Origin of the sequence: Planctomonas deserti, assembly GCF_003067705.1 — a bacterium.
Lineage (GTDB): Bacteria > Actinomycetota > Actinomycetes > Actinomycetales > Microbacteriaceae > Planctomonas > Planctomonas deserti.
Map to the genome: position 1 here is coordinate 81824 of NZ_QANL01000002.1, position 18710 is coordinate 100533.

Below are 18710 nucleotides of genomic sequence, written 5' to 3' on the forward strand. Positions count from 1 at the left end.
GCGCTTGCGCTGTCCGTCACGATACAGGCTGCGTCAGGCGCAGCCGGGACGGCTAGCGTGCGCGCATTCTCTCGACGGCCTCGGTGGCGTCGCCATCGAACGCGAGCGTGCCCTGGTCGACCAGGATGCCCCGGTCGCAGAGCCTCGCCACCATGTCGAGGTCGTGGCTGACCACCACGAGCGTCTTGCCCTGCTGGTGCAGCTCGCGGATGCGGTCGAGGCACTTGCGCTGGAACGGCTCGTCGCCCACCGACAGGATCTCGTCCACGAGCAGGATGTCGACCTCGGTGTGGATCGCGACCGAGAACGCGAGGCGCAGAAACATACCGGAGGAGTAGTGCTTTACCTCGGTGTCGATGAACTTCTCGATCTCGGAGAAGGCGACGATGTCGTCGAAGCGCTCGTCGATCTCGGACTTGCTCATGCCGAGGATGGCCGCGTTCAGGTAGATGTTCTCCCGGCCGGACAGGTCCGGGTGGAAGCCGGCGCCCACCTCGATGAGCCCGGCGACCCGGCCCCGGGTGCGGATGGCGCCCGCGTCGGGGCGGAGCACGCCGCTGATGAGCTTGAGCAGGGTCGACTTCCCCGACCCGTTGAAGCCGAGCAGGGCGACGGACTCCCCCTGCTGGATGGTGAAGCTCACGTCCTTCAGGGCATCGAAGGTTGAGGCGAGGGGCTTGCGGCGCACGGCCGCGATGACCGTCTCCTTGATGGAGTGCGTGTGCCGGAAGAGGAACGTCTTGCGGACGCCGTCCACGATGATGCTCGCGGAGTTCGACGTCGCGACGTCGTCAGAGGTCCTGGGCAAAGCGCCCCTCCAGTCTGCGGAAGACGAGCTGGCCGAGGGCGAGCGCGAGGAGGGAGACGACGAGGCCGATGACGCCGTAGAGGTAGAGGTTCTCCTGCAGCTCGCCGCGGCCGTCCGTCGTCGGGTACCAGAAGCCGGCGTGGAACAGGCCGACCGCCGCCGTGAGCGGGTTCAGCTGGTACAGCACGAGCGCCCAGTCGGGCACGACGTCGCGCACCTGCGAGATCTGGTAGAGCACGGGGGAGGCCCAGGTCGCCACCATGATGATCAGGTCGACGAAGTTCTGCGAGTCGCGGAACGACACGTTCGCGGCGCCGAACAACATGCCGAGCCCGGTCGCGAGGGTGAGCACGATGAGCGTCGCGAGGAAGATGCCGAGCACCTGCAGCGGCTGCGGCGACCACCCGAAGAAGAGGCACACCACGAACAGGATGACCACCTGGGGCAGGAAGTTGATCAGCGCGACGATCGACGACGAGACCGGGAACAGCTCGCGCGGCAGGTAGATCTTCTTGATCAGGGCGCCGTTGTCCACGAGGGAGCGGGTCGCGTTGCCGAACGCCTCCATGAAGACGTTGATGACGACGATGCCCGAGAAGAGGTAGATCGGGAAGTTGATGACGGCGTCGTTCAGCCGGAGGAAGACGCCGATCGCGAGGAAGAAGACGATGAACTGGGCGAGCGGCTTGACGTACGACCAGAGCCAGCCGAGCACGGAGCCGCGGTAGCGGACCTGCACCTCCTTGCGCACGAGCAGCGACAGAAGGTAGCGGCGGCGGAACACGTCGACCAGGCCGGCGCCGCGCCCTGGCTCGACGAAGCCGCGAAGGCTCGGGGAATCCGTGGTGCGTGACAAACGTGGTCCTTTTCTGTTCGCCCACGTGCGCGCTCGGCTGCGGGGTCCGTGACTGCAGTCGATTGTAGCTACTGCTGCACGAGCGCCGAGCGAGTGCCCGTCGCGCCCGGCGCCCTGTGCGGGGACAGGGGCCGCGGATGCCGCTCGCGTTAGGGTATGAGTCTCATGTCAGTGCTCCCTCCGCCGCCCCGTGTGGTCGCCGTGATCGTCGCGTACAACAGGAGGCAGCTTCTCGTCGAGGCCCTCGAGGCCGTGGTCGCCCAGACTCTTCCGCTCGCGGCCGTCGTCGTCGTCGACAACGCCTCGACCGACGGCTCCGCCGACGCGGCCCGTGCGGCACTGCCCACGGCGGACGTCGTGACGCTCGTCCGGAACACCGGGGGCGCCGGTGGCTTCGCCGCCGGGATGGCCCGGGCGCTGACGGAGCACGCGGCCGAGTGGATTTGGGTCATGGACGACGACACCATCCCGACGCCCACCGCGCTCGAGGAGCTCGTCCGGGCGGTCCGGTCCGGTCCGGGCGTCGCGCTCGCCGGCTCCCGCGTCGTGTGGACCGACGGCCGCGACCATCCCATGAACACCCCGCGCACCCGTCCGTTCGTGGGCTCGGCCGAGCGCGACGCGGCCGCGTCCTCCGGGTACGTGCCCGTGCGCAGCTCCTCCTTCGTCTCCATGCTCGTGGACGCGGACGCCGTGCGGCGCCTTGGCCTCCCCATCGCCGACTACTTCATCTGGAACGACGACTTCGAGTTCTCCACCCGGCTGCTCCGCGGGGCGCGCGGGCTGTTCGTGCCGCAGAGCGTCGTGGTGCACAAGACCGCGAAGCTCGGCTCGACCGACGTCGACCCGGGGGAGCGGTTCTACTACGAGGTGCGCAACAAGCTCTGGCTGCTGCTGCACTCGCGCGGACTGTCGCCGGCCGAGAAGCTGCTCTACGGCGGGGCGACGGTCGTGCGGAGCGCCAGGACGATCCTGCGCTCGCGGAACCGCGGCCTCCTCCTGCGGATGCTGGCCGCCGGGCTGAAGCGCGGGCTCACGGGGCGCCCGCAGTCGAACGCCCGCTCGCTCGCCGGGCTCGGACCCGTGACCGACGCGGTGGTCGCCATCGAGTCCGGGGCCGGCCGTGGCTAGCGAGAAGTTCTCCCTCCTCCTCCCCGTGTACTCCGGGGACAAGCCGGCGTACCTCGAGCGCGCCTTCCGCAGCTCCGTTCCCGAGCAGACGCAGCGCCCGGACGACGTGGTGATCGTGCAGGACGGCCCGGTGCCGTACGACCTGAGCCGCTGCATCGAGGCGATCGTCGAGTCCTCTCCCGTGCCGGTCCGGCTCGTGGTGCTTCGGGAGAACCGCGGCCTCGCCGTCGCGCTCGAGACCGGGCTCGACGCGTGCGAGCACGAGGTCGTCGCCCGGATGGACGCCGACGACATCTCGCTGCCGGAGCGGTTCGCCCGGCAGATGGTCGAGATGGAGGCCGGGCTCGACCTGATCGGCACGGGCATGTTCGAGTTCGCCGACGAGGTCGGCACCATCGTCGGCCGCCGGGTGCCGCCGACGGGCCAGTCGGCCATCGAGCACTACGCACGCTTCGCCGATCCCTTCAACCACCCCACCGTGGTGTACCGGAAGGCCGCCGTGCGGAAGGCGGGCGGCTACACCGACATCGGGCTCATGGAGGACTACTCGCTGTTCGCCCGGATGATCCACACCGGCGCGCGCGTGGAGAACATCCCCGACCCGCTGGTCATGTACCGGGTGAGCGACGGCGCCTACGCGCGCCGGGGCGGTCTCGCGCAGCTGCGCGCGGAGCTCCGCCTGCAGCGCGAGTTCCGCCGGCTGCGCTTCACGACCCCCTACGAGGCGGTGCGCAACGTCGCCGTGCGCGGCTCGTACCGGCTGGTGCCGGAGGGCGTGCGCCGCGCCGCCTACCGCCGGGTCATCGCGACCGGCCGCTTCGCCCGTCGCTGACCCGGTTCGCCCGACCGATCCGCGGCCCGGGCGGTGCACGACCGGCCGACCGGATCCGGCCGTGCCCCCGCGCGCGTGCAGGGGGCGCCGGGATTCGTTGGGTAGCCTAGGGGCGCCGTAATCGGAAGAAACGCGAAGGAACATTCATGAGCACAGACCTCTTAGTCGTCGGATCGGGGTTCTTCGGGCTCACCATCGCGGAGCGCGCGGCCACCGAGCTGGGTCTGAAGGTCACGGTCATCGACCGGCGCTCCCACATCGGCGGCAACGCCTACAGCGAGACCGACCCGGACACCGGCATCGAGGTGCACACCTACGGGGCGCACCTGTTCCACACGTCGAACGAGACCGTCTGGAACTACGTGAACCGCTTCACGGCGTTCACGAACTACACCCACCGCGTGTACACGAACCACAAGGGCGAGGTGTATCCGCTGCCGATCAACCTCGGCACGATCAACCAGTTCTTCCGCGCCGCGCACTCGCCGTCCTCGGCCCGCGACCTGATCGCCGAGCTCGCCTCGGAGTTCTCCGCCGACAAGGCGCGCAACCTCGAGGAGAAGGGCATCTCCCTCATCGGGCGCCCGCTCTACGAGGCGTTCATCCGCGACTACACCGCAAAGCAGTGGCAGACCCCCGCGACCGAGCTGCCCGCCGAGGTCATCAGCCGCCTGCCCGTGCGCTACAACTACGACAACCGCTACTTCAACGACACCCACGAGGGCCTGCCCGTCGACGGCTACACCGCGTGGCTCGAGCGCATGGCGGACCACCCGAACATCGAGGTGCGGCTCGACACCGACTTCTTCGACGAGAGCCAGGAGTTCAGCAAGTCCGCGACCGTCGGCCGGCTCCCCATCGTCTACACGGGCGCCATCGACCGGTACTTCGACTATGTGCAGGGGGCCCTCTCCTGGCGCACGCTGGACTTCGAGAAGGAGGTCCTGAACATTGGGGACTTCCAGGGCACCACCGTCATGAACTACGCGGATGCCGACGTGCCCTACACGCGCATCCACGAGTTCCGGCACTTCCACCCGGAGCGGGACTACCCGACGGACCGGACCGTCATCATGCGGGAGTACTCGCGCTTCGCCGAGCGCAGCGACGAGCCCTACTACCCGGTGAACACGCCCGCGGACCGCGAGGGACTGCTCGGCTACCGCGAGCTCGCCAAGGGCGAGCGGGACGTCTTCTTCGGCGGCCGCCTCGGCACCTATCAGTACCTCGACATGCACATGGCCATCGGCGCCGCGCTCTCGATGTTCGAGAACAAGGTCAAGCCGGTCCTCGTTCGGTCCTAGACCGGCCGGGCGGCCCGACCGCCCTCGGCCACGAACGCGAATGCCGCCCTCCCCATCGGGGAGGGCGGCATTCGTCGTTGCGGGGCGCGTTCGGCCCGCTCGACCCGGCGCGCTTACCGGGCGCCGGCCGCCACGCCGTCGGACCGGCTCTCGGCGGCGTCCTCGGCGCGCGCGCCGGGCTCGTTGCGGTCGCGCCTGCGCCGGAGGCGCCGCGCGAGCGGGGCGAGTGCGAGGCCGACGGTGAGCAGAAGCGCGAGCACCATGGAGGACACGATGAGGGTCCACGCGGGCGGGAGGAAGCGCACGGTCACCGTGTCGCCGATGGACGCCTCGTCGAGGTTCACCGTCAGCAGGTAGCCACGGAGGGGGTCGCCGAGCGTGCCGCCGTCGACGGTGTAGCCGGGCCAGGAGAGGCGGCTGAGGGCGACCTCGCCGCCGCCCGCGGGCACCGCGTCGACGCGGACCCGCAGGGTCTCGTCGTCCGAGCTGAGCTGGGTGACCTGCGTCCCCTCCGACTGCCAGACCACGCCGCCGGCCGGCTCCGGCTCGTCCTCGCGCACCCAGAGCACGGCGTCGTCGTCGACGTCCACCTGCTGCCAGCCCGAGGGCACGGGGCGCGACGCAAGCTCCTGCTCCGTCTCCTCGGGCTCGCGCAGGATCTGCACGGTGTCGATGGAGAGGAGGTCGACGACGCGCTCGCCGGTCTCCTCGTCCGTCGAGAAGAGCTTGTCGACGGAGTCGGCGCAGGACACGCCGGTGTGGTTCATGCAGAGGTCGAGCGCGTAGCTCAGGTACTGGACCGGCGTGTACAGGTTGTGCACCGGGGTGGGGTTCAGGTACCAGCTGTTCGAGAGCAGGGTCTCCTCGAGCACATCGTCGCCGAGGCCGTACGGCGAGCCGACGACGAAGGCCTCGCCCTTCGCGCCGTCGAGCTGGGTCGTGTACTCGGCGCTCTCGTCGGGGGAGAGCAGACCGGAGCGCAGGTTGGGCGCGAAGGCCCGCGCCTGCACGACGACCACGACGAGCGTGATCGCCGCGATCGCCACCGCGGCCGTCGCGGTGCGGCGGGAGAAGAGGGCCGGAAGCATGCGCTTCACCCGTCCCGTGCCGTGGGCGAGGATCAGCCAGACCAGGAGCACGCCCGCCGCGGCGATGAGGGTCGAGAGCGCGTGCGCGCGCCACCACGCGGGGACCTGACTGTTCGCCAGCCAGCCGCCGGCCACCACGAGGGAGAGGGCCACCGCGAGCCGCGTGCGGCTGAGCGGCGTGGCAGGGGCCCGGCTGAGCAGGACCGCGAGCACCACGATGCTGAGCAGCGCGACCCAGGGCACGACCCGGGCGGGGAACTGCAGCGGCCCGAGGCGGCCGGGTCCCACCACGAACGCGAGGGCGAGCGCGAACATCACGAAGAGGCTCGTCGTGCGGGTCCGGAGCGCGCGGAAGCGGCCGTAGTCGACGAAGGCGAACAGGGGCAGGAACCAGGCGATGTAGAGCAGCGGCTCGGCGCTGAAGCGACCCCACCACCCGGACAGGTCCACCCGGCCGCTGGCGACGGCGGAGGACGCCAGGCCGGTGAGCGTGGCGACCATGAAGCCGTCGTTGTCGATGCCGCTCGCACGGGCCGTGACGCCCGCGGTGAGCACGCCGGGCAGGTACACGGCGAGGGCGACGAGACCGAGGATCACGCCCGTGACCAGCACGGTGACGAGGGACCGCCAGCGGCGGTGCACGACGACCTCGACGATCAGGGCGATGAACAGCAGCACCAGCAGGATCGTGCCGTGCACGTAGCCGATCGTCACGAGGAAGAAGCCGAAGACCACGGGCACGAGCGGGCTCCCGCCGGCCCAGATCATGCGGCGCAGGCCCCACGCGACCCAGGGGAAGAAGGCCCAGACGAAGAGGTTGGTCACCCAGGAGGGCGCGTCCATGTAGAACGTGAAGCCGCCGAGCGGCGCCGCGATGGCGGCCACGAAGGCGAGCGGCTGGTTCGCGCCGTAGCCCCGGGCCATGAGGTAGGTGCCGCCCGCGGCGAAGCCCAGGAACGCGATCTTGATCGCGCTCACGATCACGAGCGCGTTCGGCGTGAGGTAGACGAGCACGCTGATCAAGAGGATGAGCGGGTTCCACAGCCCCCACTGCCCCTCCGCGGCGTGGTTGCCCGCCATCCAGCTGTCGGCGCTGAAGAGCGGCCACTGGCCGGCGAGCACGGACCGGCCGATCTCCCACCAGATGCCGTAGGCGCCGTCCTGCGTGTCGGCGAAGAAGTAGAAGCGGTCGTTGAAGACCAGGGGCACGAGCGACGCGACGAGCACGAAGGCGACCGCGGCGATGGCCCACCAGGGGTTCGACGTGCGTGCGGCGACGGCCGGCTCGGCTGATGCCGTCATGAGGATCTCCTGCGGGGTCTGCTGGGTCGACGGGTTCTTCGGGGTCTTCGGGGTCTGCTGAGGCGCCGGGGCTGAAGCGCCCGCGCCAGGGTACACGGTGGCCATCAAGACCTTTCTCGGGGTGCGGCGGCCGCGAATCGCGCGGCCCAGCGCTCCTCGGTGGACGCCTCGGGCAGTGCGCGCCGGTAGCGGGCGGCGAGCCGGGACCACGACACCGCCAGCCGGGCGTGCGAGGAGAGGGAACGAAGGAGCAGCGCCCGCGCCCGGCGGGGGTCGCGGCGGAGCAGGACGGCGGTACCCGTGCTCGGGTCGCCGACGAGGGCGGCGTCGAGGCCGAGCGTCGCCCGCCAGGAGAATGCGTCCACCCGCACGGTCGGCGCCGCCGGGTTCAGCGGCCGCAGGAGGCCGAGCACGGCGCTCAGCACGGCCCTCGGCAGCGGAAGTGGTGCCGCGGCGCGCGCCGTGTGCCCGGTGGTCGCGGGTTCCACCGCGCCCAGCCGCTCCGACGCCGCGGCGCGCTTCGCGAGCAGGCCTTCGGCACGCTTCGCGAGCAGGCCTTCGGCACGCGCGCGGATGGTCGACGGATCGCCGAGCAGCCAGCCGGGGCCGCCGAGCGCGTCGGTGATCCCCAGCTCCCAGAGCTCCGCGACGTCGTACTGCAGGCTGAGCGCGTGCTTCACCTGGTGCACGAGGCTGTCGAGCAGGATCCCGCGGCCGGCGCCGTGCGCGAGGGCGGTGGCCACGCGGTTGCGGTGCAGGGGCGCCATCGACCAGTGCGCCGCACCGTCGGAGCGCCACGCGGGGTGCACCGCGCTGATGCCGGGGACGACGGTGGGAAGGACGCCGCGCGAGTGCGCGCGCAACCCGTACTCCGCGTCGTCCCACTTGAGGAAGTAGGGCGCCGGGTAGCCGATCGTCCGAGCCGCTCGCGGCGGCAGGGCGGCGCACCACCAGCCGACGTAGTCCGCGGCAGTGCCGCGGTCCCAGGCCCACTCCGGGGCGTCGGTTCCCCCTGCGGCGGCTCTGGCGGCCTCCGCCGGGCGGGCCGCGCCCCACTGGAACCGGCGCCGGTCGACGACCTCGGCCGTGGCGACGGGGGCGTCCGGCTGCTCCGGGGCGAACAGGGCCGTGCCGATCAGACGTGGCTCCCGCGCCAGGCTGGAGAGCACGATCATGCGGCGGAGGGTCTCGGAATGCACCGCGGCGTCGTCGTCGAGGAAGACGACCGGGCCGTCGTGGTCCCGCGCGTGCCACAGCCCGCGGGCGTAGCCGCCGGAACCGCCGAGGTTGTCCTGCTCGACGAGCGTGACGCGATCCCAGTCCAGGCCCTCCGGCAGGGAGTCCGCGAAGGTGCGCGCCTGGTCGACGACGACGATGCTCGCGACCTCGGCCGCGGTCGTGCCCGCGAGGATGCGCTCGACCTGCTCCCGGCAGGCGTCCTCGCGCCCGAACGTGGGGATCACGACGACGGCGCTCGCCGCGCGGCCCGAGGCGACGGACCAGCGGTAGCCGCGCAGGTCGTCGACACCGGATGCGCCCGGCAGCTCGACCCAGCACCAGCGGTGGGACAGCGCGGCGAGGTCGACCGCGAGCGTGAGGGGCCCCGGCCCGTCGTGCTCGGCCAGTACGACCGTCCCGGACTCGTCGCCGTTCAGCACCCGGACGGGGCCCGTGGCGTCGACGACGAGCTCCACCGGCACGTCGCCGAGGATCTCGCGCCACGCACCGACGGGGGCGGAGTTGAACCAGCTGCGCACGGACGCGCCGCGTCCGCCGGGCGGCGTGGAGTCGTACAGCGCGGGGGACGCGGCCGGCGCATCGAGCGCCGGCCGCATCAGGCGGAGCAGGTCGACGGACGTCCGGAACGACGTGTCCGCCACCGGATCAGTCCAGGCCGTAGATGCGGCGCCAGTTCTCCGCGCTCGTGAGCTCGCCGACGGCCTCGCGCCAGCGGCGGCGCGCATCGGCGCCCTCGCGGACGAGGCGCAGCACCATCTGCGCCGCCCGCTTGCTCTCGCCCGCGGAGACGTCGCCGTCGTGCCGGCGCACGCGGAAGCCGTTCTGGCTCGCATCCGTGATGAACACGGTCGAAAAGCGCGAGGCGTTCCACCAGGCGTTCGCGGAGGCGGGCAGCGTCGCGGCCGCGTTCGACCGGCCGAGCGCGCGGTAGACGAGGCGCTTGCCCATGACCAGCACGGGCTTGCTCGGCGTGCCGTGGCCGGTCAGGTCGGGCGTCGGCGGGAGGGCGCCCTCGCGGGTGATCTCCTCCGGCTTGCGGATGATCGTCTCGGGGTACTGATTGCGCAGCGCGCGGACGACGGCCGCGTCGGCCGCGCCGCCGTCGTGCAGCTGCTCGGGTCCGGCGAGGTAGTCCTCGATGGCCCGAGTCAGCGTGGCGGCCATGCCGTACTGCATGCTCAGGATGTACCGCGCGTAGGCCTTCGCCTGGGTCGCCGCGATCTGCTTCGCCGGGACCTCGGAGTGCAGGGCGGAGACGATCATCGAGTTGCGGTGGCTGAAGTAGCGCGACCAGTCGTCCCAGTCCTTGAGGGCGAAGTCCGCGTGCCACACCGCCGCGCCGGGCAGGGTGACGGTCGGGAAGCCGCGGCCCGCGGCGCGCAGGCCGTACTCGATGTCGTCCCACTGGAAGAAGACGGGCAGGGGGAAGCCGATGGTGCGCACAACCTCCGCCGGGATGAGGCAGCACCACCACGCGTTGTAGCCCGCGCTCGCCCAGCCGGTCGCCGCGTGCTTGCGCACGTCGACGTTGTGCCACTTGTCGACGACCGGGATGCCGGCGTTGAGGTTGGCGAGGTCCACCGTCTCCGCGTGCGTGTGCAGCACGGTGGGGTGGTAGAGGTTCAGCATCTGCCCGCCGATGAGGATGGGGCGGGTCGCGCGGGCGGACGTCGAGGTGAGGCGGACGACGGTGTCGGGCTCGAGCACGATGTCGTCGTCCATCAGGATGACGTCGGCGTCGTCGTTCTCCACGGCGATCGACTCGAAGAGCCCGCGGGTGAAGCCGCCGGCGCCACCGAGGTTGGGCTGGCGGATGTAGCGCAGCCGGCCGCCGAAGCGCGCCTCAACGTCGGCGAAGCCCGGCTGGTCCGCCACCGGGTCGGTGCCCTGGTCGACGACGTAGACGGTGCCGACGCGCGCGAACGCGTCCTCGTCGTCGACGAGGGCGGTGATGGTGGCGAGGCAGTCCGCAGCGCGGTTGAACGTGCAGATGACGACCTTGACCGGCCGCACGGCGACCTCGTCGTCGGCGACGAAGCGCGCGTCCGAGACGCTGAGCGACCCCTCGTCCGACTCGAACTCGGCCCAGAAGTGGCCGCCGTCGAGGTGGCGGGTGAGCGCGCCGCGCAGGCTGACGGTCTCGTCCGTCGCGCCGGTGACGACGACGGAGTCGACGATGCGCGGCCGCTCGCTGAGGTCGGTGTCGAGGAGCGTCAGCCGGCCCGAACCGCTCACGACGGCCTCGAGCGTGATGCCGACCACGGACGTCACCCGGCGCAGGTGGGCCGCGGGCAGGCGGCCGAAGTAGGTGTTCGTGCTGACCCGGGCGTGGTCGCCGAGACGGATCGAGAAGCGGTCGGCCGTGGCCTTGCCGCGGTGCACGTGGTAGTACAGCCCGTCGCCGACGATGCGGGTCGGCGGGGCGAAGAGGATGCGCTGGAGGGTGGCGGAGCCGGAGTCGTCCCTCTCCTCGGTGGAAGGAGCGGACGTGCTGGTCGGTATCGTCATGTAATCACTTCGTGTCGCTGGCGGTCGGTGCGGCGGGAAGGCCCCACGCGCCCGCGCCTGTTCCCGATGCGGGCATGGGCGGTCCCGCCCCCGCTAGTGTCTCAAATCCTAGATGAGGGAACCCCGCCGGACGTGGAGGCGAGCACGCCGCGCCAGCTCTTGTCCTGCGCCGCCTTGAGCGCGCACACGACGAGCAGCAGCCAGCCCCACTCCACGATCGTGATGCTCTCGGCCAGCGAGACGACTCCGAGCACGACGAGCACGAGCGGGGTCCACAGGTAGCTGACGCTGCGCTTGTCCGACGCGAGCAGCCACGACCGCACGAAGGCGAGGCCCGCGAACGTGAGGAAGATCACGAGCCCGACGACCCCGGTCTGGAAGTAGAGGTCGACGAACGAGCTGAGCGCGGAGTCCGTGCTGACGGTGCCGCGGTCGGTGAGGAACACGTAGGGCACGATGTCCGTGCGCCACCAGCCGAGCCACCCCCAGCCCTCGAACTGGTTGAGCCCGCCGAGCCGCAGCAGCTCTCGCCAGAGCTGGGCCCGCAGCTGGAACTCGCTCTGCGCGTTGAGCGCGACGATCAGCTGACCGCGCAGCGCGACGACGATCCCCGCGCCGACGAGCCCGAGCGCGAGGAGCGCCACCTGCCACGTCCGCCTGCTCTCCAGGTGGGTCCGGCGCAGCCCGACGAGGGCGACCGCCGCGGCCGCGAGCACGAGGAACGTGCCGCCGATCACGGGGGAGCGGGTGAGCAGGACGACGATGGCGGCGGCCACGAAGGAGCCCAGCGCGAGGCCGCGCCGCACCGAGCGCGTGTAGTACTCGACCGCGAACGTGATCGCGGCGATCAGCGCGACGGCGCCGAGCGCGTTCCGGCCCCCGAGCAGGCCCTGGATCGGTCCGCCGACGTCGAGGTTGCCCTGGATGCCGAGGAAGCGCAGCGGGGTGTCGATGAGCAGACCGGAGAGCACCTCGAGCGAGATGGACACGACGAGCACGAGCCGCAGCACGTCGCCCGATGCCCGGACGATCTGAATGAGGTCTCGCGCGATCGCGACGTAGACCCCGAGGAACATCACGGTCAGCTGGTAGAGCACGCCGGCGACGGTGATCCACTGGTACCTGCTCCACAGAACCGTGAGCGCGCACCAGCCGACGAAGACGAGGAGCGAGATCGGCAGGAGGCCGCGCCACTCGTAGTCCCCCCGCTTGGCCACGAGGGACAGGGCCGAGAACACGACGAGGGTCGCGAGCGCCGAGATGAGTCCCGGCCAGCCGACGAGCGCGCGGGCGGGCCCGGCCAGCAGCACCGTGCCGAGGATCGCCTGCGTCAGCGCGGCCGAGAAGCGGGCGGACCCGAGGAAGTCGGCGATCGTGTCGGGCAGGCGGGAGCCCGGCGGGATTCGCGTCACGACCCGCGGCTCAATCCACCAGGGCCGGCGAGTACGGGCGCCCGGACGAGGACACGGACTCGGACCGCGCTGTGCCGACCTTCGTCGCGACGGCCATGGTCACGAGGAGCACCCAGCCGCCCTCGATCAGGAGCCGGCTCTCCGTGATGCTCTGGGCCACGAGGGCGGCCATCACGAGCAGCGGGAGCAGGTCGAGCGCGGAGTAGGGGAGGGGCCGGCCGGGCCTGCGCTGCGGCCGGTCGATCGCGGCCCACCATGCCCGCGCGACGGTGGAGACGACAAGGCAGACGAAGAGGGCGGCGCCGACGATGCCGAGCTGGAACCACACGTCGAGGTAGGCGTTGTGCGCCTGCAGGTACTCCACGCCGTTGCGCACCGCGAGGCCGGAGAAGGGCTCGACCCAGGGCGCCCAGTAGCTGGACCAGCCCCAGCCGAGCACCGGGCGCTGCACCGCGAGGTCGATGACGCCGGCCCAGATGTCCGTGCGGCCCGTGAGGTCGCAGCCCTTCCCGAACACCACGAGCACGCGGGGCGCGAAGGACGCCAGGGCGGCGCCGGACACGAGGGCGGACACGGCGATGCCGGCGAGCAGGCCGACGCGGCCGCGCGGGGTCAGCCGCCGGGCGACGAGGGCGAGGACGAGCACGACGGCGGTCACGGCCGTCGCGACGAGCACCGTCGAGGACTTGGTGAGCGCGAGGGTCGCCACCGCGACGAGCATCCAGCCCCAGTCCCGCCGGCGCCGGTGCTCCGTGGCGGCGAGCCGCACGCCGAAGACGATGAGCCCGAGCAGCGCGACCATCCCGAGGAGGTTCGCGTTGCCCACGATGCCCTGGATGCGCCCGCCCTCGAACAGCAGGTTGCGCGACCAGTAGAACGCCTTCGGGATGTCGCGGTCGCCGTAGTCGGTGAAGAACGGCAGCAGGGGCTGACGCACGAACACCGAGACGGCGAGCTCGAAGACGAGGGACAGACCGAGGATGACGCGGATCGCGCGGTGCAGCGCGTCCACGAACTCCCGCCAGGTGAGGGCGAGCGCAAGGAACAGCGCCCCGGCGGTGGTCGCCCACTGCAGGCCGACGCCGAGGGCCGTGACGCCCTGGTACTGGGACCAGGCGAGCGAGGCCGTGGCGAAGAGCAGGAATCCGATCAGCGGAACGGGGAGCTTCCAGAAGCGCACCCGCGGCCGCGATCGCACGAGCAGGACGACGGACCAGACGAGCAGGCCCGCCGCCACGACGCCGAATCCGTACCAGCTGAGGGTGTTGCGCCAGAAGTCTCCGGCCAGCACCGTGAAGAGAACGAGGGTCGCGCAGACGGCGGCCGCCGCACGCTCCCTGCTCCCCGTCATATGTCAAGGGTAAGTGGCGGCAGAGCGTCCCGCCGACCGCCCCGCGGCGGCGGAGCCGGCGGGACGGCTCGGCCGGGGCGTCAGACGAAGGCCGCCTTGCCCGTGATGCTCCGTCCGACGATCAGCGTGTTCATCTCGCGAGTGCCCTCGTACGAGTACATGGCCTCGCCGTCCGCGAAGAAGCGGGCGACGTCGTAGTCGGTCACGATGCCGTTGCCGCCGAGGATCTCGCGCGCGTAGGCGACGGTCTCCCGCATGCGCGCCGTCGTGTACGCCTTCGCCAGCGACGAGTGCTCGTCGTGCTGGATGCCCTCGTCGAGCATTTGGGACACGCGCACGACCATGCCGATCGAGGCGGTGATATTGCCGATGCACTTGACGAGCAGGTCCTGCACGAGCTGGTGACTCGCGATGGGCTTGCCGAACTGCACCCGCTCGCCCGCGTAGGCGAGCGCGGCCTCGTAGGCGCCGATGGAGTTGCCGACCGCGGCCCAGGCCACCTCGGCCCGGGTGAGGCGGAGCACGGCGGCGGTGTCGCGGAAGGAGTTCGCGCGCTGCAGGCGCAGCGAGTCCGGCACGACGACGTTCTCGAGGGTGACGTCCGCGTTCTGCACCGTGCGCAGGCTCATCTTGTTCTCGATCTTCGTCGCGCAGTAGCCCGCGGTGCGGGTCGGGACGAGGAAGCCCTTGACCTGCCCGTCCTCCAGGCTCTTCGCCCAGACGATGGTGACGTCGCTGAACGTGGCGTTGCCGATCCAGCGCTTGGCTCCGTTGAGGATCCAGTTGTCGCCGTCGCGGACGGCGGTCGTGCGCAGGCCCTGCGCCGAGTCCGACCCGGAGAGCGGCTCGGTGAGGGCGAAGGCGCCGATCGTCTCACCCGAAGCGAGCTTCGGCAGCCACTCCGCGCGCTGCTCGGGCGACCCGCAGAGGCCGATCGATCCCATCGCGAGCCCGTTCTGCACGCCGACGAAGGTGGCGACGGACGCGTCAACGCGGGCGAGCTCGAGCGCCACCCAGCCCCGGAAGACCGCGGAGTTCTCGAAGGGCCGTGTCTCCTCCCACGGCATTCCGAACAGGTGGAGGTCCGCGAGCGGCTTCACGATGTGATGCGGGAACTCCCCGCGGTTCCAGTGCTCGTTCACGATGGGTCGTACCTCGGCGTCGAGGTACGACCGCAGGTCGGTGAGCACGGCCTTCTCCCTGTCGCTGAGAAGGTTCTCGTACCCGTAGAAGTCACTGGGGATGGGTTCGAAGGACATGCGCGTGCTCCATTGCGTCGGGGAAGTGCGGGTGCCGTGCGGCGGCGTCGACGTCGACGTCGAGGATACGGTCGCGATCAGGTTAGGTCGGTCGGGCGGCGGGGCCAACGCGCTTGGTACTTTGATCAGGTCGGCACGTTTCCGCGCCGAAGGAGATTTGTAGATTGCGGCCAACGCACCGGTTCCGGCCGCCGTTTTGGTAGCTACCGGCTAGGGACTCACCGACTTGTTTGTAGGCATCACCAACACGCCCCGCGACTACGCCTGGGGTTCGAGCAGCGCCATCGCCGAGCTCCTGGGCACCGAGCCGAGCGGCGGACCGGAGGCGGAGCTGTGGCTCGGCGCGCACGCGGGAAGCCCCAGCCGCATCCTCGACCCCTCCTCGGTGGGGGGAGCGCGGACGCTGGCCGACTGGATCGCCGCTGACCCGGCGACCGCGCTCGGCCCGCTCGCGAGCGGGTTCCGTGAGGGCGACGGTCCGTACCTGCCGTTCCTCCTGAAGGTCCTCGCCGCCGCCTCGCCGCTCTCCCTGCAGGCGCATCCCACGATCGAGCGGGCGCGCAGCGGATTCGCCCGCGAGGACGAGGACGGCGTGCCGGGCGACGCCCCGCACCGCAACTACAAGGACGCGCTGCACAAGCCCGAGCTCATCTACGCGCTCAGCGACCGGTTCGACGCCCTGTGCGGCTTCCGCGACGTCGACGAGGTGCGCTCGGTCGTCACGGCGCTCGCGGAGAGCGACGAGCGCGCGGGGGACGGGCGGCGCGACCTCTTCGACCGCGTCCTGGCCGAGCTCGCGCCGGGCGGTGAGGGCGGGGCCGGGCTGCGGGCGGTGTTCGAGTGGCTGTCCGCCGGCGGGGACGACGTGTCCGCGCTCGTCGAACGGGTGGTCCGCGCCGCGCGGGACGTCGCCGCGAGCGGCCGGTTCGAGCGCGAGCTCGGCGTCGTCTCCCGGCTCGCCGAGACCTACCCCGGCGACCCCGGCGTCGTCACGTCGCTCCTGCTCAACAGCGTGTCGCTCCGCCGGGGCGAGGCCCTGTACCTGCCCGCGGGGAACATCCACGCCTACCTCGAGGGCCTCGGCGTCGAGCTCATGGCGGCGTCGGACAACGTGCTGCGCGGTGGTCTGACGCCCAAGCACGTCGACGTCGCCGAGCTCCTCGAGGTGCTCGAGTTCACGCCCCTGCCCGTTCCCTACCTCGCGCCCGAGTCCCCGGCGCCCGGGGTCGAGGTCTTCCGCCCGGACGTGCCGGACTTCCTCCTCGTGCGGGTCTCGCTGGACGCCGCCACCGGCGCCGCCGACGTCGACCTCGCCGGGCCCGCCATCGCCATCTGCACGGCCGGCGAGGTGACGATGACCGGGGAGGCGTCCGCGTCCTCCGTCGTGCGCGGCGAGTCGGTGTACGTGACGCCCGACGAGGGCCGGCTGGCCTTCTCCGGGCAGGGCGAGCTGTTCCTCGCGACCGTGGGCGGCATCCCCGCCGCGGGGAGGTAGACGCCTCCCCGTACGATTACCGGGTGACCGCGCCCAGCCAGCCCTCCGTCGATCGCCGGCGGCACCGCCAGACCGGCAGCGGCACCGGGACGCGGACACGGACACGGACGCGGGCAGAGGGGGCGCTCGCCGTGCTGGCCGTGCTCGTCGCCATGGCGACCCACCTCGGGGCCCAGGTGTCCATGCTGGTCACCCAGCCCGGCTGGTCGGTGGACCGCTTCCGCGACTACTTCCCGCTCGACCAGCTCGCCTACATGAGCATGGTGAAGAACGCGTCCCAGGGCGAGCTGGCCAACGTCGAGCCGTTCACGGAGACCGGGGTCAACCAGTACCCGCACCTCTACTACACGGTGCTCGGCCTGATCTCCCGGGCGTTCGGCCTGCACCCCGTGGCCGCCTGGCAGATCGTCGGGGTCCTGGTGCAGCTCCTGCTCGTCGCCGTGCTCGGCGCCGTGCTGATCCGGGTCTCCGGGCGCTGGTGGAGCGCGCTCCTCGCCCCGCTGCCGTTCGTGCTCGGTACGTACTCGTGGCTGCGGGGCGACGGCTGGTTCACGCCGCTCGAGTCGCACGCCGTGGTGTGGGGACCGTTCGGGGTGCTGTTCACCCTGAACGGCGAATCGGTGTCGCTGTGCCTCGCGAGCGTTGCGCTGCTCGGCCTGATCGTCGTCTGGTTCCGGCCGGCGTCGCCCCGCACGAGGGTGCTCGTGACGGCGGGCGCCTCCCTGCTCATCGGGGTGCTGGCCAACGTGCAGACCTACTCGTTCCTCGCGGCCGTCTACGTCGTCGTCTACGTGCTCGCGGTCTGGGCCATCCTGCGCCGCCGGTCGGTCGTCCTCGCGGTGGTCACGGCGGTGCTCGTGCCGGTGACGTTCCTGCTCGGGCCCGGGATCGCGGCGAGCGCCGGTCAGCTGCCGACGCTCGTGTTCGGCATGCTCCCCGCTGTGCCGGGTCTTCTCGCCGTCACGTTCTCGACCCGCGGCCGTGTGCTCGGCTACGTCGCGCTCGCGGTGCTCGGCGCCTCGCCGCAGGTCGTCCTCACCGTGGTCGGCGTGGTGACGGGGGATCCGTTCCTCAGCTACCGGACCGCCTCGAACCGGGACCTCGGGGTCGAGCCCCTCGTGGGCTGGACGAGCGCCTTGCCCCTGCTGCTGCCGCTCGCGGTGCTCCTCTGGGCGGCGCTGCGCGCCCGGCGGGCGCCGGTCGTCGCCTACGTGCTCGGCATGTCGGCCGCCTGGCTCGTCCTCGCCTCGAACGACCTCTGGGGCGCGAACGCGGAGCCGTACCGGCTCTGGATCAACCTCTTCTTCTACGTGGGCGTCACGATCCTTCCCGTCGGGGCCCTCGTCCTCCGCTCCCCGGTTCCCGCGCCGGGGCACGCGGTGCCCGGGACGGCCGGCGGGACGCCCGACGCGGATGATGCGGCGGACGCGGACGCGAACGGGGTTGATGCGGATGCGGATGCGGACGCAGCGGAGGCGGAGGACGCGGCACCGCGACGGCGACGGTCCATCCCGATCGCCGTCGCCACCGTGGTCGCCGTGGTCGTCGCGCTCGGCTCGACGGTGGACTGGGTGCGCTTCTCCGGTGACTCCGCCTTCCACCAGGTCCTCGCGTTCGACACCCCGAGGGACGATGCGCTGACCGAGGTGGTGGCCGAGCGGCCCGACCCCGAGCTCCTCCTCGGCATGGACCCCTGCATCGACGCGCAGCAGCTGAAGATCCTCACGGGAGCCCCGCTCGCGCATTACCACGTGGGCATGGCGTGGCCGACGGCGTACCAGCCGCTGGCCCGGTACATGGAGTCGAGGATCGCCGGGGCCCTCGACGCCGACGCGCTCGCGGAGGCCGACGGCGGATACGTGCTGACCGACTCCGCGTGCGGCGCGGACTGGCCCACCCGCTACGCCGACCTGCTCGTCCCGGTCGCCCAGGAGGGGTACGAGACCGCCGACGGGAAGGACGCGACGGTGGCTCTCTGGGCGATCGTGCCCCCGATCGGGGGCTGACCGGAGACTCGACCCCTTCCCGAGACTCATCTAGGGTGTTCCGAGGGTGCGGCGGGGGTCGCCCACCCGGGTGAGCGCCGTCGATGACGTGGCGCGTTTTGTGAGGGGCGGACACATGC

13 protein-coding genes are annotated in these 18710 nt (G+C 71.6%); 5 read left to right on the forward strand and 8 right to left on the reverse strand.

Annotation, left to right across the window (positions count from 1 at the left end; translation table 11 throughout):
• Window positions 1–52 precede the first annotated feature (52 nt).
• Window positions 53–808: an ABC transporter ATP-binding protein gene (locus DAI20_RS06780; RefSeq protein ID WP_108249845.1), complete on the reverse strand. Its 756-nt coding sequence runs from the start codon at window positions 806–808 to the stop codon at window positions 53–55.
• Window positions 792–1664: an ABC transporter permease gene (locus DAI20_RS06785; protein ID WP_108249846.1), complete on the reverse strand. Its 873-nt coding sequence runs from the start codon at window positions 1662–1664 to the stop codon at window positions 792–794. Before DAI20_RS06785 ends, DAI20_RS06780 begins: the two co-directional genes overlap by 17 nt.
• A gap of 165 nt (window positions 1665–1829) precedes the next feature.
• Between DAI20_RS06785 and DAI20_RS06790 the strand changes: the two genes are divergently transcribed.
• The 3 genes from DAI20_RS06790 to glf all read left to right on the forward strand — a co-directional run bounded on the left by DAI20_RS06790 (window position 1830) and on the right by glf (window position 4931).
• A complete protein-coding gene (locus DAI20_RS06790; RefSeq protein ID WP_108249847.1) occupies window positions 1830–2795 on the forward strand; it encodes a glycosyltransferase in 966 nt (321 codons plus the stop codon).
• On the forward strand, window positions 2788–3627 hold the full coding sequence (locus tag DAI20_RS06795; RefSeq protein ID WP_108249848.1) for a glycosyltransferase: 840 nt from the start codon (window positions 2788–2790) through the stop codon (window positions 3625–3627). Before DAI20_RS06790 ends, DAI20_RS06795 begins: the two co-directional genes overlap by 8 nt.
• 146 nt (window positions 3628–3773) lie before the next feature.
• The gene (glf, locus tag DAI20_RS06800; RefSeq protein ID WP_108249849.1) at window positions 3774–4931 is read left to right on the forward strand and encodes a UDP-galactopyranose mutase; all 1158 of its coding nucleotides are present in this window, start codon (window positions 3774–3776) and stop codon (window positions 4929–4931) included.
• A 113-nt stretch (window positions 4932–5044) separates the two neighbouring features.
• Here glf and DAI20_RS06805 read toward each other — a convergent pair whose 3' ends face one another.
• The 6 genes from DAI20_RS06805 to DAI20_RS06830 form a co-directional block, all read right to left on the reverse strand.
• A complete protein-coding gene (locus DAI20_RS06805) occupies window positions 5045–7426 on the reverse strand; it encodes a glycosyltransferase family protein (RefSeq protein WP_108249850.1) in 2382 nt (793 codons plus the stop codon).
• On the reverse strand, window positions 7426–9201 hold the full coding sequence (locus DAI20_RS06810; protein ID WP_108249851.1) for a glycosyltransferase: 1776 nt from the start codon (window positions 9199–9201) through the stop codon (window positions 7426–7428). Before DAI20_RS06810 ends, DAI20_RS06805 begins: the two co-directional genes overlap by 1 nt.
• Window positions 9202–9205: 4 nt before the next feature.
• Window positions 9206–11068 carry a glycosyltransferase gene (locus DAI20_RS06815; protein WP_108249852.1) on the reverse strand — a complete coding sequence of 621 codons (1863 nt, stop codon included), beginning with the start codon at window positions 11066–11068 and terminating at the stop codon, window positions 9206–9208.
• Window positions 11069–11169: 101 nt separating this feature from the next.
• Window positions 11170–12480 carry an O-antigen ligase family protein gene (locus DAI20_RS06820; protein ID WP_240605954.1) on the reverse strand — a complete coding sequence of 437 codons (1311 nt, stop codon included), beginning with the start codon at window positions 12478–12480 and terminating at the stop codon, window positions 11170–11172.
• A 10-nt stretch (window positions 12481–12490) separates the two neighbouring features.
• On the reverse strand, window positions 12491–13831 hold the full coding sequence (locus tag DAI20_RS06825; RefSeq protein WP_108249853.1) for an O-antigen ligase family protein: 1341 nt from the start codon (window positions 13829–13831) through the stop codon (window positions 12491–12493).
• 80 nt (window positions 13832–13911) lie between these two features.
• Window positions 13912–15090, reverse strand: coding sequence for an acyl-CoA dehydrogenase family protein (locus tag DAI20_RS06830; RefSeq protein WP_108249854.1), 1179 nt, complete (start codon window positions 15088–15090; stop codon window positions 13912–13914).
• 226 nt (window positions 15091–15316) lie between these two features.
• On the opposite strand from DAI20_RS06830, the gene manA reads away from it, so the two are divergent.
• Window positions 15317–16585: a mannose-6-phosphate isomerase, class I gene (manA, locus tag DAI20_RS06835; protein WP_108249855.1), complete on the forward strand. Its 1269-nt coding sequence runs from the start codon at window positions 15317–15319 to the stop codon at window positions 16583–16585.
• Between the two features lie 23 nt (window positions 16586–16608).
• Window positions 16609–18591, forward strand: coding sequence for a hypothetical protein (locus tag DAI20_RS06840; protein ID WP_108249856.1), 1983 nt, complete (start codon window positions 16609–16611; stop codon window positions 18589–18591).
• The last annotated feature ends 119 nt before the right edge of the window (window positions 18592–18710 follow it).